Origin of the sequence: Priestia sp. J2, from assembly GCF_020790095.1 — a bacterium.
GTDB lineage: Bacteria > Bacillota > Bacilli > Bacillales > Bacillaceae_H > Priestia > Priestia zanthoxyli.
In genome coordinates this window covers 4526174-4541189 of the sequence record NZ_CP086208.1, presented here as the reverse complement: position 1 = coordinate 4541189, position 15016 = coordinate 4526174, and the positions used below count along the sequence as shown (strand labels likewise).

Here is a 15016-nt window from a genome sequence, read left to right as displayed (position 1 = left end):
AAGAAGAAGCACCCGCTTCTCACCTGAGTGACGCATAAAGCAGTTAGCAGGTACATCGTATCTTAATTAAAACGATAGAAGTGTGGGTGCAGTATGTACTCACACTTTTTTGTGTGAGTTAATAATCGGTCTAAGCAAGCGTATTCGCTCATTAAACCTTGGAGGTGGCTACTTATTAGCAAGGACATGATGGTAAACGAGGGCATTCGAGCTCGCGAAGTTCGTCTAATTGATCAAAATGGTGAACAATTAGGAATTAAATCAAAAAATGAAGCATTAGAAATTGCTTCACGAGTAAATCTTGACTTAGTAATGGTTGCTGCAAATGCGAAACCGCCGGTATGTCGTATTATGGACTACGGTAAATTCCGCTATGAGCAACAACGTAAAGAAAGAGAAGCTCGTAAAAACCAAAAAGTTGTAAACTTAAAAGAAGTTCGTTTAAGTCCAACAATTGATGAACATGATTTTAACACTAAACTTCGTAACGCACGCAAGTTCCTTGAAAAAGGTGACAAAGTGAAAGCGTCTATTCGCTTTAAAGGTCGTGCCATTACTCATAAAGGGATTGGCCAAAAAGTACTTGAACGTTTTTCACAAGCTTGCGAAGATGTAAGTTCAGTTGAATCGGCTCCTAAAATGGAAGGCCGCAGCATGTTCTTAGTCTTGGCACCTAAAAACGAAAAGTAATAGAACGAGGAGGAACACCCCATGCCAAAAATGAAAACACATCGTGGCGCTGCAAAGCGTTTCAAAAAGACTGGAAGCGGTAAATTAAAACGTGCTCGTGCTTACACAAGCCATTTATTCGCTAACAAATCTACAAAACAAAAGCGTAAATTACGTAAAGGTTCTTTAGTAAGCAAAGGTGACTTCAAACGTATCCGTCACTTATTAGATAACATTAAGTAATTTGGGTTGAGATAGAAACAATACAGGAGGTAAACAATTATGCCACGCGTAAAAGGCGGTACAGTAACACGCAAACGTCGTAAAAAAGTTTTAAAATTAGCTAAAGGTTTCTTCGGTTCGAAGCATAGATTATATAAAGTTGCTAATCAGCAAGTTATGAAATCTCACATGTATGCTTATCGTGACCGTCGTCAGAAAAAACGTGACTTCCGTAAATTATGGATCACACGTATTAATGCAGCTGCTCGTATGAACGGTCTTTCTTACAGCCGTTTAATGCACGGTTTAAAATTAGCAGGTATTGAAGTTAACCGCAAAATGCTTGCTGACTTAGCTGTAGCTGATGAAAAAGCATTTGCTGAATTAGCAACTGCTGCTAAAAAAGGCTTAGATAAGTAATGAATATAAAGTCTCGTCATCTTTAGATGATGAGGCTTTTTTGCTATCGGAGGACATATCATGAATGAACTGCTGCTTACCTATTTTATTGTTATTAATATAATAGGGATAGGAATGATGTATAGAGATAAACAAAAAGCGAAAAGACATGAGTGGAGAATTGCCGAAAGCACACTGTGGACGGTAGCTGCTATCGGAGGAGCCATTGGAGGACTGATTGGTATGTATTGCTATCGTCATAAAACGAAGCACACATCGTTTACAGTAGGTTTTCCTATTCTTGCCGCTCTTGATTTACTTTTCTTTTTTGTTATCAGCTGAGCACAAATGATTTTGTGCTCAGTGTAAAAATTCTCGAACGGGGCTTTTCCAGCGAATAGGAGCATTTGGATACATGTTGTGTACGTGATTTTCCAGCAGCTTGAAATCTTGTTTTTGCAGTTCATGCAATCGAGATGGATCTGTTAACACCATTGTAATCGACAAAGACTCTGGTTCATTGGGATTGCTGTATTTTTCTCCTTCAAATAAAATACCTTTATACGTTAGTAGAAAATTTTTGCGGATATTCGTTTTTTCGTCAACGACAAAAAATTGCTGATGTTCCTGAGCTGCTACAAGCTTCCGTTTTGGACTGCGAAAATGCTGAACCAGCTTTAATAGTGTGTAAGCAACAAGCGCGAAAATGAACACGCGAACGATAACAATAACAAACATAACGCTCCCTCCTTTACAAGGAACAGTTTTCTTACTTTACGTTTCAGTCTCTAAAAAGTTTCACGATTTTTGATATAATTTCTTTATTGGTTTAAAAAGAAGAAGATATACATAATTACAGGAGTGATTACATTGAATTTACAACAGCTATTTACCATGCAGCGCCAGCTGGATCAGCATATAGAGGACAAGCATCAGCTTCATAAGGAAGACTTGGTTCCAAGAAAACTTTTAGCTCTGCTTGTTGAAATGGGAGAGCTGGCAAACGAAACGCGCTGCTTCAAATTTTGGAGCGTTAAACCTCCGGCTGAAGATGCTGTTATTTTAGAAGAATTTGTGGACGGCGTACATTTCATTCTTTCTTTAGGTATTGAAAAAGGATACGATGATTTAACTGAGCTGCCAAAAGTAAAAGCAGCTGATTCAAAAACAGCACAATTTTTACAGGTATTTGCACAAGTTTCTGCTTTCGAGCAGGACCTGTCAAAAGAAAACTATGTGAACATGTTTGCATCTTACATGACGCTTGGCGATATGTTTGGTTTTTCTGCTGAACATATTGAAGAGGCGTACATGTCAAAAAATGAAGTGAATTTTAAACGCCAAGAACAAGGATACTAGAAATAAAGGGATGGGAAATTTTACTTCAACCTCTTTTTAGCTATAATAGAGGTATACATATGAAAGGGGTAATCCATATGACAAAGTTAGATGAAACATTGACGATGCTTAAAGCACTAACAGATGCAAAAGGAATTCCTGGAAATGAGCGTGAACCGCGTGAGGTTATGAAGAAATATATTGCACCTCATGCAGATGAAGTAACGACGGATGGGCTAGGCAGTTTGATTGCAAAAAAAGTAGGCAACGAACAAGGGCCTAAAATTATGGTAGCCGGTCACTTGGATGAAGTTGGTTTTATGGTGACTCAAATTGATGAACGCGGCTTTATTCGTTTTCAAACGGTAGGCGGATGGTGGTCTCAAGTTATGCTTGCTCAACGCGTAACCATCGTGACATCTAAAGGAGAGGTAACGGGGATTATTGGCTCAAAGCCACCTCATATCTTGCCTCCAGAAGTTCGCAAAAAGCCAGTTGACATTAAAGATATGTTCATCGATATTGGTGCTTCTAGCAGAGAAGAAGTAGCGGAGTGGGGAGTAAAACCTGGTGATCAGGTTGTACCTTATTTCGAATTTACGGTTATGAACAATGAAAAGATGCTGCTAGCGAAAGCCTGGGATAACCGTATTGGTTGTGCAATCGCTATCGATGTATTAAAAGCTTTAAAAAATGAAAAACATGAAAATGTTGTGTATGGTGTAGGAACGGTGCAAGAAGAAGTTGGACTCCGAGGTGCAAAAACATCTGCTAACTTTATTGAACCGGATATTGCATTTGCTGTTGATGTCGGTATCGCTGGAGATACACCTGGTGTTTCTGATAAAGAAGCCTCTTCTAAAATGGGGCAGGGTCCGCAAATCATTTTATATGATGCTTCCATGGTCTCTCATAAAGGACTTCGAGATACAGTGGTAGATGTGGCAGATGAATTAAATATTCCGTATCAATTTGATGCAATTGCTGGAGGCGGTACGGACTCGGGTTCTATCCATATTTCAGCTAACGGGGTGCCAGCACTTTCGATTACAATTGCAACTCGTTATATCCATTCTCATGCAGCAATGCTTCATCGTGATGATTATGAAAACGCAGTTAAATTAATTGCGGAAGTCATTAAGCGCTTAGACCGAGATACGGTTAACGCCATTACGTATAATTGAAAAAAGCTCATTCTCCTAGGAGAATGAGCTTTTTGTTGTACATAGGAAAAGGTTATTTATTTTAAACCGTTTTCAAGCGTTGTCAGAATTTCTTCTTTTTCTGATTCCGGAGACTTTTCCCAAAGCACTTCAAATAAAACACCAAGTCCAGGGAGCATTTTTTCTTCACCGCTTTGAATAGCGTCAGAAATTGTAGCCTCAAGCTCTTCTTTTGAGTTTCCTGAAACGTTTGCAATAACAGCATTTCGTAAATTAAGATCCATCATTTTCACCTCAGCTATCGTAAAGTTACCAATAGTTTTTGTTTTCTTTGCGATTTCTATGTACAATAAAGTGAAACTTATCTAATGATTATTGAACAAAATGTAATCGAACTATTTATTTTTGTATAGATAAAGGAGTTATGTTTGTGAAACAAATTGATTCAGTTAAAAATCCGCAGGTAAAAGCGTGGAAAAAACTGCATAATAAAAAAGACCGTGATAAGCAGGGCCTTTTTATGGTAGAAGGCTTTCATTTAGTCGAAGAGGCTATCAAAAATAAGGATTGTGTAAAGGAACTAATTATACGCGAATCGACCGAAGTGCCCGCACAGTGGGATATAGACGGTATCGAAATAATCGTTGTAAACGAAGCAATTAGTAAGTTATTATCTGACACAGAAACACCTCAAGGAATTATTGCCGTGTGTTTTCAAACAAAGCATGCGGAAATTATTCATACAGCACAGAAAGTATTGCTTTTAGATGCCGTGCAAGATCCAGGTAACCTAGGCACCATTATCCGAACCGCTGATGCTGCGGGAGTGGAGGCTATTATCATTGGAGAGGGCAGCGTGGATGTGTACAACCCAAAAGTCGTTCGTTCAACGCAAGGAGCTATTTTTCACCTTCCAATTGTAAAAGGCGATTTACTCGAAATAATTTCATTGTTAAAAGAAAGAGGAATAGCAGTTTACGGCACGTCGTTACAAAATGGAAAGGTCTACACACACGTAAAACCTTCAAACGAATTTGCGCTGATTGTGGGAAATGAAGGAAATGGCGTAAGCGAGAAAGTGTTGGAACAAACGGATCAGAATCTGTACATTCCCATCTATGGAAAGAGCGAGTCGTTAAATGTTGCCATCGCTTCTGGAATCTTACTTTATTATTTACGCGGAATGTAGTTGCATCGAGAACGTGTTTTCACTATAATAATACAATAGTTACATATGTAAAAAACGATGAAAGAGAGCAGTAGCTTATGTCCGTTTATGCAGGGAGAAAATGCCATGACTGAAAGCATTTTTATAAATGTAATAAGTGAATTCACCTCTTGAGTTGACACTTAGACCATCTTACATAGATGTAAAGGTGTTCCGGAGATTCCGTTAACTTGAATGAAGTGAACTGTATACGTCTGTGTATATAGTTAACAAGGGTGGTAACGCGACTAATCCTCGTCCCTTTTTTGGGAGGAGGTTTTTTTATTTGTCATTTTTTACGTTAAAAGGAGGAATAAGTGATGAAAGAACGTTTACAAGAACTTCAACAAGAAGCAATTGCAAAAGTCGAAGCAGCAAGTGCTTTAAAAGAATTAAACGACGTACGCGTAGCTTATTTAGGAAAGAAAGGCCCTATCACAGAAGTACTTCGCGGTATGGGAAAACTTTCAGCTGAAGAGCGTCCTGTAATGGGAGCACTTGCAAATGAAGTACGTGAAGCGATTGCATCTAAAATTGAAGAAAAACAAACGGCGTTAGAAGCAGCCGAGGTAGAGCGTAAACTTGCTTCAGAAACAATTGACGTAACGCTGCCGGGACGCCCGGTTAAAGCAGGTACGCATCACCCGCTCACAAGCGTGGTTGAAGAAGTAGAAGATTTATTCTTAGGAATGGGCTATGAAGTAGCAGAAGGACCAGAAGTAGAGCAGGACTACTATAATTTCGAAGCGCTGAACTTGCCAAAAGGTCACCCAGCACGTGATATGCAAGATACGTTCTATATTACGGAAGAAACGCTTCTTCGTACGCATACATCAACTGTTCAAGCTCGTGTTATGAACAAGAATGAAGGCAAAGGACCTGTTAAAATTATTTGCCCAGGTAAAGTGTACCGCCGCGATGACGATGATGCTACGCACTCACATCAATTTATGCAAATTGAAGGTCTTGTAGTAGACGAAAACATTCGTATGAGCGATTTAAAAGGCACGCTTGAAGTATTTGTGAAAAAGATGTTCGGTGCAGACCGTGAAATTCGTCTTCGTCCAAGTTTCTTCCCATTCACTGAGCCGTCTGTAGAAGTAGACGTATCGTGTGCAAAATGTGGAGGTAAAGGCTGTAATGTATGTAAACAAACAGGCTGGATTGAAATTTTAGGAGCCGGTATGGTTCATCCAAATGTTCTTGAAATGGCTGGATACGATTCAACTAAATATCGTGGTTTTGCTTTTGGAATCGGTGTAGAGCGTATTGCTATGTTAAAACACGGCGTGGATGATATTCGTCATTTCTATACAAATGATGTTCGTTTCTTAGATCAATTTAAACAAGTATAAAGGAGGGACTACGATGTTTGTATCTTATCGTTGGTTACAAGAGTATGTTGACTTATCAGGCGTAACGGCAGAAGAGTTAGCTGATAAAATCACAAAAAGTGGAATTGAAGTTGAAGGTGTAGAAAACTTAAATAAAGGCATCAGCGGAGTGGTAATTGGTCACGTTGTAGAACGTGAACAGCATCCAAATGCGGATAAATTAAGCCGCTGTCAAGTAGATCTTGGCGGAGGAGAAATCGTTCAAATCGTGTGCGGAGCACCTAACGTGGCACAAGGTCAAAAAGTAGCGGTTGCAAAAGTGGGAGCTGTACTTCCAGGTAACTTTAAAATCAAGCGTGCTAAGCTTCGCGGTGAAGAATCGAACGGTATGATTTGTTCTCTTCAAGAGCTTGGCATTGAAAGCAAGCTTGTGGCAAAAGATTATCAAGAAGGCATCTTCGTCTTCCCAAGTGATGCTGAAGTAGGAGCGGATGCGCTAGATGCATTAAACTTAAACGATGAAGTATTAGAACTAGGGCTAACACCAAATCGTTCAGACTGCTTGAGTATGTTAGGTGTAGCACATGAGGTGGCTGCTATTTTACGTCGTGAAGTGAAGTATCCGTCAGTAAACGTGCAAACGTCTGATGAGCAAGCAGCTGATTATATTTCCGTTAAAGTAGAGGCAAAAGAAGACAATCCCCTTTACGTAGCGCGCGTTGTGAAAAACGTAAAAATTGCTCCGTCACCATTATGGATGCAAACGCGTTTAATGGCAGCTGGTATTCGACCTCATAACAACGTTGTTGATATTACCAACTATATTTTGCTTGAATACGGCCAGCCGCTGCATGCTTTTGACTATGATCGTCTTGGTTCAAAAGAAATTGTTGTACGTCACGCGTCAGAAGGCGAGAAGTTTGTAACGCTTGACGATCAAGAGCGCGTATTAAAAGGCAATCAGCTTGTTATTACAAACGGCAGTGAACCGGTAGCCCTTGCAGGTGTAATGGGGGGAGCAAACTCTGAAGTAAAAGACGATACGGTAAATGTTCTTATTGAATCAGCTTACTTCAAAGGTTTAACAGTTCGTCAAGCTTCCAAAGACCACGGTCTTCGCAGTGAGGCAAGTGCTCGTTTTGAAAAAGGAATTGATCCTAACCGTACGCGTGTAGCTGCTGACCGCGCAGCAGAATTAATGGCTGAATACGCTTCAGGTGAAGTGGTAAGCGGTACTGTAGAAGTAGATACACTAACTGTGGAACCTGCTGTTGTAGCTGTGTCACTTGGACGTATTAACAATGTGCTCGGTACAGAACTGTCGATGGAAGAAGTACAAGATATTATGAACCGTCTTCAATTTGAAAGCAAAGTCGAAGATGAAACCATCGTTGTAACGGTACCGACTCGTCGAGGCGATATTACAATTGAAGAAGATATCGTGGAGGAAGTAGCGCGCATGTATGGTTATGACAACCTTCCTACAACGCTTCCTGTAACAGTGGCAACTCCAGGAAAATTAACAGAGTATCAGCTTGGACGCCGTAAAGTTCGCCGTTTCTTAGAGGGAGCAGGGCTAGCGCAAACAACAACCTATTCGTTAACGAGCGCTGAAAAAGCTACTCAGTTTGCACTCAATGCAACAAGTACGATTGGTTTAGCAATGCCGATGAGTGAAGATCGCAGCATCCTTCGTCAAAGCTTAGTGCCTCATTTACTTGAAGCAGTGAAGCACAATAATGCTCGTCAATCGGATTCTATTGCGCTATACGAAACAGGGTCAGTGTTCTTATCTAAAGGTGAAGGGGAATTACCGGATGAGCAGGAGCGCGTAGCTGGTGCAATCACGGGTCTATGGCATGCTCACGGCTGGCAAGGTGAAAAGAAAGTCGTTGATTTCTATGTGATTAAAGGTGTACTAGAAGGGTTATTTGCACAGCTTGGTTTAGAGAAACGAATCTCATATGCTCCCGTTAAAAAAGACGGTATGCACCCTGGACGTACAGCGGCTGTATGGTTAGATGAAAAAGAAATTGGATACGTGGGTCAAGTTCATCCTGTTGCTCAGAAACAGTATGGCCTTCGTGAAACATACGTGTTTGAATTACACCTTCAAGAGCTATTAGCTGCAGATGTCGAAGAAGTTCGTTATTCAGCTATTCCAAGATTCCCATCTATTACACGTGATATTGCACTTGTTGTAGATAAAAACGTTCTTGCAGGAGAAGTTCAGCGCGTCATCTATACGACGGGCGGAGAACTTTTAAAAGACGTGACAGTATTTGATCTATATGAAGGCGAGCGTATGGAAGAAGGCAAGAAATCTGTAGCTTTCTCTTTACGTTACTTAGATCCTGAACGCACATTAACAGATGAAGAAGTAGCAAAAGCACATGGTGCAGTTTTAGAAGCTGTTGAAAAAGAATTTGGTGCAACGCTTCGTTCATAAGAATAAAAAAAGAGATGTGGATTTCCACATCTCTTATTTTTTAGCTAATTTTAAAGCTTTTTCTGTATTAGCAAAATGGATTTTAGCTAAAGAGTTCAGCGCATTGACGCCATGTTTTTTAATAATTTTAGCAGCGGCGATATCAACTTGTGCTCCAGCTCCGCGAGGAATGACCATCCCCGTCTTTTCCGTTAGTAAATCCATTTGTTTTAAAAATGCGTATCTGGCAATAATGGAAGCAGCGGCTACAGATAAATGAACGCTTTCTCCTTTTGTACTGAAAAAGACATTTTCTTTGATAATCTCTTTTTCCTTTACGATGTGTTTATAATAGGTGTTTTTTTCAACAAACTGGTCAATTAAAATCGCATCAGGTTTTTCAGGATCCAATTTTTTTAACACGTTGGATAAAGCTTTGTTGTGCAACAGAGCTTTCATTTTACCTTGTGACATGCCTTTTTCTTGAAATGCATTATACTTTTCGTTATGTAAGACAAGCAAACTGTAAGGAATAAACGAAACAAGCTGCTTGGCAATTTCAATGATTTTAGCATCCGTTAACTCTTTTGAATCTCGTACTCCTAATTCTTTTAACAAAGGAAGCTGCTCTTTTTGAACATAGGCAGCAACTACGGTCATGGGACCAAAATAATCTCCCGTTCCAACTTCATCAGAACCAATGACCGATAGTGAACTGAAGTTTGATGGGAGGTGTGAGACGGGAGCCTTTTTAGCAGCATCTAAAGGACCTCCCCACTTAGCTGCTTCTGTTTCAGCTTCTTTTCCTTGAAAAAGTACTTTTCCAGAGCGGTATGCAGTGATAGAACAGCCGGGAGTTTTAGCCGAAAAAATACTTCCCTGCGGCAATTTAGGCTGCAAATAGGATGTGTAATGAAGCTTCATTTTAGCTATCTGATCAGCTGATACCTTAATAACAGCATGTGACATAATGCTTCACTCCTTTCGGGGTATTTTAGTTTACTTTATAAGCACTATCCCTTATGATAGCTTAAATATAGATATGTTTCCATTGAAGTCTTCTTCGTGGTATGATAGGGATTAGGATTTTTCGTGGAACGGAGGATTTTCTCGTGTCAAGACAAGATAAAACACGTGCGACAGTTGACATCTTTGGTCAGCAGTACAGCATCGTCGGTAGCGAAAGTACAAGCCATATTCGACTTGTCGCCTCTATAGTGGATGAAAAAATGCGTGAAATCAGTACTAAAAACCCTTCTTTAGATATCAATAAGTTAGCAGTATTAACAGCTGTGAATGCTGTACACGAATATATAAAACTGAAAGAAGACTATGAGAGACTTGAACAAAAACTTTATGGAAAAGAGGAATGACTGAGTCAATGCTTAATATCATTTTAATTATATTGCTTCTTTTAGGCTTTGTAACAGGTCTTAAAAGAGGATTTATTTTGCAACTCATTCATATTGTCAGTTTTGCGGTTTCGTTTATCGTCGCTTATATGTTTAGTGGAGATTTGGCAAGCCGACTTCGCTTGTTGATTCCGTTTCCAGACAATATTCAGCAGCAAAGTGTCGCATCGTTTGTATTTGATTCTGGAACGATAGAAGACGCTTTTTATCGAATGATTGCATTTGCGATTTTATTTTTTGCTACTCACATTGTACTTCGCCTTGCAGGCTCTGTTTTAACGGCTTTAACCGAACTGCCAATTCTGCGCCAGTTAAATAAATGGGGCGGAGGTGCACTTGGATTCGTTGAAGTGTATATCATCGTTTTTATTTTGTTATACATTGGAGCCGTGATTCCTGTAAGTGAAATTCAAACGCCAATTCAACAGTCTTCAATTGCAATCAATATCGTACAAAATACTCCATACTTATCGTCTGCCATTCAAGATTTGTGGACTCAGTATGGTGTAATGTAATGAAATTACAATAGCTTGTTGAGAGGGTGTGTCGAAAGTGTCATAATACTTTTGAGATACCCTCTTTTTTTATCGCAGTCTGTTCTGCGGTTTTCACGGAGATAAAAGTATGTCTAGATAAAAATTTGAGAGAGTACATATATCACTCATCATGTTTTGAAAGTTTCGTTATTATGATAATAGGCTGGTGAAAAGAGATGAATAAAAAGGATATTATTAAATTGTTAGAAACAATTGCTACATATATGGAATTAAAAGGAGATAACCCTTTTAAAATTTCTGCTTTTCGAAAAGCAGCTGCAGCGCTAGAAACGGACGAGAGAACGCTGACAGAGATTGAGGATTTTACCAAGCTCCAAGGGATTGGTAAAGGAACGGCTGCAGTTATTACAGAGTATATGGAAACAAATGAGTCAAGCGTACTAGAAGAACTAAAGCAAGAAGTTCCTGAAGGACTTATTCCTCTGCTTAAGCTGCCGGGGCTTGGAGGTAAAAAAATCGCTAAATTATATAAAGAGCTAGATATTAAAGACATGGAATCACTGCATCAGGCCTGTATGGAAAATCGAGTGCAGGGACTAAGCGGTTTTGGTAAAAAGACGGAAGAAAAAATTATCGCTGCTATTGAAGAGTTTGGGAAACGTCCTGATCGTTTGCCCCTTGCTTTTATGCTTCCAATAGCGGAAGAAATTTTAGAAGCCCTTAAACATATGCATAGCATGGAGCGTTTTTCTCAAGCAGGGAGCATTCGCCGCATGAGAGAAACTGTAAAAGATCTTGATTTTATTATTTCAACAGCTGAGCCTCATGCTGTCCGTGAACAGCTAGTATCGCTGCCAAATGTGAAGGATGTCATTGCAAATGGAGATACAAAAATATCGGTAACGTTAGCCTATGAGTACGATGTGTCCGTGGATTTTCGTCTTGTAGAAGATAAAGCGTTTGCCACGACGCTTCATCATTTTACAGGATCAAAAGATCATAATGTGCGCATGCGTCAATTAGCAAAAGAACGCGGTGAAAAAATTAGCGAGTATGGCGTTGAAAATGCGGAGACAGGCGAAGTTATGACATTTGAGTCTGAACAAGCATTCTATGAACATTTTGGGCTGTCTTTTATTCCGCCGGAACTTCGTGAAGATGGAACGGAAGTAGATGCATTTATAAAACCTCAAACGCTTGTGACCTACGGTGCGGTAAAAGGTGATTTGCATATGCACTCCACGTGGAGCGACGGGGCGTATTCGATTGAAGAAATGGCGGAAGCATGTCGCGCGCGAGGCTATGAATACATGGCGATTACAGACCACTCTCAGTATTTAAAAGTAGCTAACGGTCTAACGCCTGAACGCATTCGCAAACAGCGTGAAGAAATTAATCGTTTAAACGCACAGTTCGATGATTTTACAATACTAGCAGGAATTGAAATGGATATTTTGCCCGATGCAACACTTGATTATGATGATGAAATGCTAGCTGAGCTAGATTTTGTTATTGCGTCCATTCACTCTAGTTTTTCACAATCACGCGAAGAAATTATGAATCGTTTAAAGCAAGCGTTAAATAATGTTCATGTAGATTTAATCGCTCATCCGACCGGTCGTTTGATTGGTCGCCGCAACGGATATGATGTAGATATTGATATGCTAATTGAATTAGCTAAGGAAACAAAAACGGCTCTTGAACTAAACGCGAATCCAAACCGTTTAGATTTAGCCGCTGAGCACATAAAAAAAGCACAAGAGGCAGGAGTTAAAATTGCAATTAATACAGATGCTCACAATCTAGACATGCTAGAGCATATGGAAATTGGAATATCTACGGGAATTAAAGGCTGGCTTAAACCAGAAACGGTATTAAATACGTATAGCCTCAAAGAATTAACCGCCTTTTTAAATCGACATAAATAAGCAACAGGAGGAATCAGTTTTGCAATCACGTATTTTCCATGTACTAGAGTTTAATAAAGTTAAGGAACAGCTTCAGAAAAAAGTAGCTTCTTCTTTAGGCCGAGAAAAAGTAGCGAATTTGATTCCCTCGACTCAGTATGAAGAAGTAGTCAAATGGCAGGAAGCAACAGATGAAGCTACAACCGTGCTGCGATTGCGTGGCAACGTACCGCTAGGAGGCATCTTTGACGTTCGACCTAGCGTAAAGCGCGCTGAAATTGGAGGAACGCTAAGCTCTAATGAACTTCTTGATGTAGCAAGTACTATTTATGCTGCAAGACAAGTCAAGCAATTTATCGAGCAAGTAGTAGAAGACGAAGATTTACAGCTTCCAATTATAATTGAACATATCGAAAAACTAATGCCTCTTCCTGAGGTAGAACAAACAATTAAAATGAGCATTGATGAGAATGGCACAGTACTAGACGGTGCAAGCGACCAGCTAAGAGGCATTCGTCAAAAACTTCGCTCGACGGAGTCTCGTATTCGCGAAAAGCTAGAAAGTCTTATTCGCTCCTCGTCTGCTCAGAAAATGTTGTCAGATGCGATTGTTACCATTCGAAACGAACGTTTCGTTATTCCTGTTAAGCAAGAATATCGCAGTGCGTATGGAGGCATTGTGCACGATCAGTCTTCATCTGGAGCAACTTTATTTATTGAGCCACAGGCGATTGTGACGTTAAATAATGAGCTTCAAGAAGCAAAAGTAAAAGAAAAACAAGAAATTGAGCGTATTCTTATTGCTCTAACCGTTCAGGTAGCGGAAGTGGCAAATGAACTCCGTCAAAACGTTTATTTGTTAGGTGAGCTGGACTTCATGTTTGCTAAAGGGCGCTATAGCCATGAGCTAAAAGCTTCAAAACCTAAAATGAACGATCGAGGCTATATTAAGTTAGTGAAGGCAAAACATCCTCTTATTGCACAGGAAGATGTCGTTGCAAATGATATTGAGCTAGGTGATCAATATACGTCTATCGTTATTACAGGACCAAATACCGGCGGTAAAACCGTAACGTTAAAAACACTTGGGTTATTCACATTGATGGCTCAAGCAGGTTTGCAGATTCCTGCGCTGGATGGATCGGAAATGGCTGTGTTTAAACACGTATTTGCTGATATTGGAGATGAGCAGTCCATTGAACAAAGTCTGAGTACCTTTTCATCTCATATGGTCAACATTGTAGATATTTTACAAAAAGTAGATCGTGAAAGTCTGGTCTTGTTCGATGAATTGGGAGCCGGAACAGATCCCCAAGAAGGTGCAGCGCTTGCGATTTCGATTTTAGATCAAGTATATGAAAGAGGCGCTCGCGTAGTTGCGACTACTCACTATCCTGAATTAAAAGCGTACGGCTATAACCGTGAAGGAGTGGTCAATGCTAGCGTAGAGTTCGATATTGAAACATTGAGCCCTACTTACAAGCTGCTGATTGGTGTACCGGGTCGAAGCAATGCTTTTGAAATTTCAAAACGTTTAGGTTTAAGTGCAGAAGTAATTGAACGTGCCAAAGGCTATATTGGCTCAGAAACAAATAAAGTAGAAAATATGATCGCTTCTCTTGAAGATAGCCGCCGTCAATCAGAACATGAGCTAGAAGAAGCTGAACAGCTAAGAAAAGAGGCTCAGAAGCTTCATAAAGAATTACAGAGTCAGATTATTGAGTTTAATGAAAAACGAGATAAGCTGTACGAAAAAGCTGAAGAAAAAGCTCAAGCCACAGTTCAAGCAGCATCTGAAGAAGCAGAGAAAATCATTAGCGATTTGCGTAAAATGAGTCAAAAAAATCATGCGCTTGTAAAAGAGCATGAATTGATTGAAGCACGTAAGCGTCTAGAAGATGCAGTTCCAACTCTTGAAAAAAGTAAAAAGAAACCGGCTGTGCCGAAAAAACAAGAGCGCACTCTTCAAGCTGGAGATGAAGTGAAAGTCTTAAGCTGGGGACAAAAAGGAACGCTTGTGGAACGAGTAAGTAATAATGAATGGCAAGTGCAAATGGGAATCATGAAAATGAAGGTGAAAGAAAAAGATCTCGAATATATTAGTTCCCCAAAACCTGTAGAAACAAAGCCGCTTGCTACGGTAAAAGGAAAAGATTATCATGTAAATCTAGAACTGGATTTAAGAGGAGAGCGCTATGAAAATGCGCTGATTCGAGTTGAAAAATATATTGATGATGCTTTGTTAGCCAACTATCCGCGCGTTTCGATTATCCACGGTAAAGGAACCGGAGCTCTTCGTAAAGGTGTACAGGAATATTTGAAAAATCATCGTTCTGTTAAAAATATTCGTTTCGGAGAAGCTTCTGAAGGAGGTTCTGGCGTTACGGTTGTGGAATTTAAGTAAAAGAATGCTGAGATAAAGGTGTCAGTCGATGCGCTG

General features: G+C 39.9%; 16 protein-coding genes and 2 other annotated features (1 of these 18 only partly in view). Of the genes, 13 read left to right on the top strand and 3 right to left on the bottom strand.

Annotation, left to right across the window (positions count from 1 at the left end; translation table 11 throughout):
* Positions 1-117 (top strand) — a sequence feature (ribosomal protein L20 leader region); it begins 6 nt to the left of the window's first position.
* 69 nt (positions 118-186) lie between these two features.
* Genes infC through LJY09_RS23505 form a run of 4 tightly spaced genes read left to right on the top strand, consistent with a single transcriptional unit; the run spans position 187 to position 1632 of the window.
* Positions 187-690, top strand: coding sequence for a translation initiation factor IF-3 (infC, locus tag LJY09_RS23520; protein WP_013059427.1), 504 nt, complete (start codon positions 187-189; stop codon positions 688-690).
* 21 nt (positions 691-711) lie between these two features.
* Positions 712-912: a 50S ribosomal protein L35 gene (gene rpmI, locus LJY09_RS23515; RefSeq protein WP_013059426.1), complete on the top strand. Its 201-nt coding sequence runs from the start codon at positions 712-714 to the stop codon at positions 910-912.
* A 39-nt stretch (positions 913-951) separates the two neighbouring features.
* Positions 952-1311, top strand: a complete 360-nt coding sequence (rplT, locus tag LJY09_RS23510; protein ID WP_013059425.1) for a 50S ribosomal protein L20 — start codon at positions 952-954, stop codon at positions 1309-1311.
* A 60-nt stretch (positions 1312-1371) separates the two neighbouring features.
* On the top strand, positions 1372-1632 hold the full coding sequence (locus LJY09_RS23505) for a DUF1294 domain-containing protein (RefSeq protein ID WP_028411770.1): 261 nt from the start codon (positions 1372-1374) through the stop codon (positions 1630-1632).
* Between the two features lie 18 nt (positions 1633-1650).
* Here LJY09_RS23505 and LJY09_RS23500 read toward each other — a convergent pair whose 3' ends face one another.
* The gene (locus LJY09_RS23500; RefSeq protein WP_028411769.1) at positions 1651-2028 is read right to left on the bottom strand and encodes a hypothetical protein; all 378 of its coding nucleotides are present in this window, start codon (positions 2026-2028) and stop codon (positions 1651-1653) included.
* Between the two features lie 132 nt (positions 2029-2160).
* Between LJY09_RS23500 and LJY09_RS23495 the strand changes: the two genes are divergently transcribed.
* A complete protein-coding gene (locus LJY09_RS23495) occupies positions 2161-2649 on the top strand; it encodes a dUTP diphosphatase (protein ID WP_047749785.1) in 489 nt (162 codons plus the stop codon).
* Positions 2650-2726: 77 nt separating this feature from the next.
* A complete protein-coding gene (locus LJY09_RS23490) occupies positions 2727-3812 on the top strand; it encodes a M42 family metallopeptidase (protein WP_155010569.1) in 1086 nt (361 codons plus the stop codon).
* Positions 3813-3868: 56 nt separating this feature from the next.
* On the opposite strand, the gene sspI is transcribed toward LJY09_RS23490, so the two are convergent.
* The gene (sspI, locus tag LJY09_RS23485) at positions 3869-4075 is read right to left on the bottom strand and encodes a small acid-soluble spore protein SspI (protein ID WP_013059420.1); all 207 of its coding nucleotides are present in this window, start codon (positions 4073-4075) and stop codon (positions 3869-3871) included.
* Positions 4076-4215: 140 nt separating this feature from the next.
* Between sspI and LJY09_RS23480 the strand changes: the two genes are divergently transcribed.
* From LJY09_RS23480 to pheT, 3 genes are all read left to right on the top strand, one after another.
* Positions 4216-4980: a TrmH family RNA methyltransferase gene (locus LJY09_RS23480; RefSeq protein WP_176343388.1), complete on the top strand. Its 765-nt coding sequence runs from the start codon at positions 4216-4218 to the stop codon at positions 4978-4980.
* A gap of 48 nt (positions 4981-5028) precedes the next feature.
* Positions 5029-5264: a binding site (T-box leader), on the top strand.
* A 54-nt stretch (positions 5265-5318) separates the two neighbouring features.
* Positions 5319-6353 (top strand): phenylalanine--tRNA ligase subunit alpha, encoded by a 1035-nt coding sequence (gene pheS, locus LJY09_RS23475; RefSeq protein ID WP_014458064.1) that lies wholly within the window; start codon positions 5319-5321, stop codon positions 6351-6353.
* A gap of 13 nt (positions 6354-6366) precedes the next feature.
* Entirely contained in the window at positions 6367-8781 is a 2415-nt protein-coding gene (gene pheT, locus LJY09_RS23470) for a phenylalanine--tRNA ligase subunit beta (RefSeq protein WP_028411765.1), read from the top strand.
* A 33-nt stretch (positions 8782-8814) separates the two neighbouring features.
* Here pheT and rnhC read toward each other — a convergent pair whose 3' ends face one another.
* Positions 8815-9729 (bottom strand): ribonuclease HIII, encoded by a 915-nt coding sequence (rnhC, locus tag LJY09_RS23465; RefSeq protein WP_033579627.1) that lies wholly within the window; start codon positions 9727-9729, stop codon positions 8815-8817.
* A 143-nt stretch (positions 9730-9872) separates the two neighbouring features.
* On the opposite strand from rnhC, the gene zapA reads away from it, so the two are divergent.
* From zapA to LJY09_RS23445, 4 genes are all read left to right on the top strand, one after another.
* The gene (gene zapA, locus LJY09_RS23460; RefSeq protein ID WP_013059415.1) at positions 9873-10133 is read left to right on the top strand and encodes a cell division protein ZapA; all 261 of its coding nucleotides are present in this window, start codon (positions 9873-9875) and stop codon (positions 10131-10133) included.
* Positions 10130-10687: a CvpA family protein gene (locus LJY09_RS23455; protein ID WP_014458067.1), complete on the top strand. Its 558-nt coding sequence runs from the start codon at positions 10130-10132 to the stop codon at positions 10685-10687. Before zapA ends, LJY09_RS23455 begins: the two co-directional genes overlap by 4 nt.
* Before the next feature lie 197 nt (positions 10688-10884).
* A complete protein-coding gene (gene polX / locus LJY09_RS23450; protein WP_099000516.1) occupies positions 10885-12597 on the top strand; it encodes a DNA polymerase/3'-5' exonuclease PolX in 1713 nt (570 codons plus the stop codon).
* A 19-nt stretch (positions 12598-12616) separates the two neighbouring features.
* On the top strand, positions 12617-14980 hold the full coding sequence (locus LJY09_RS23445; RefSeq protein WP_155010568.1) for an endonuclease MutS2: 2364 nt from the start codon (positions 12617-12619) through the stop codon (positions 14978-14980).
* Positions 14981-15016 lie beyond the last annotated feature (36 nt).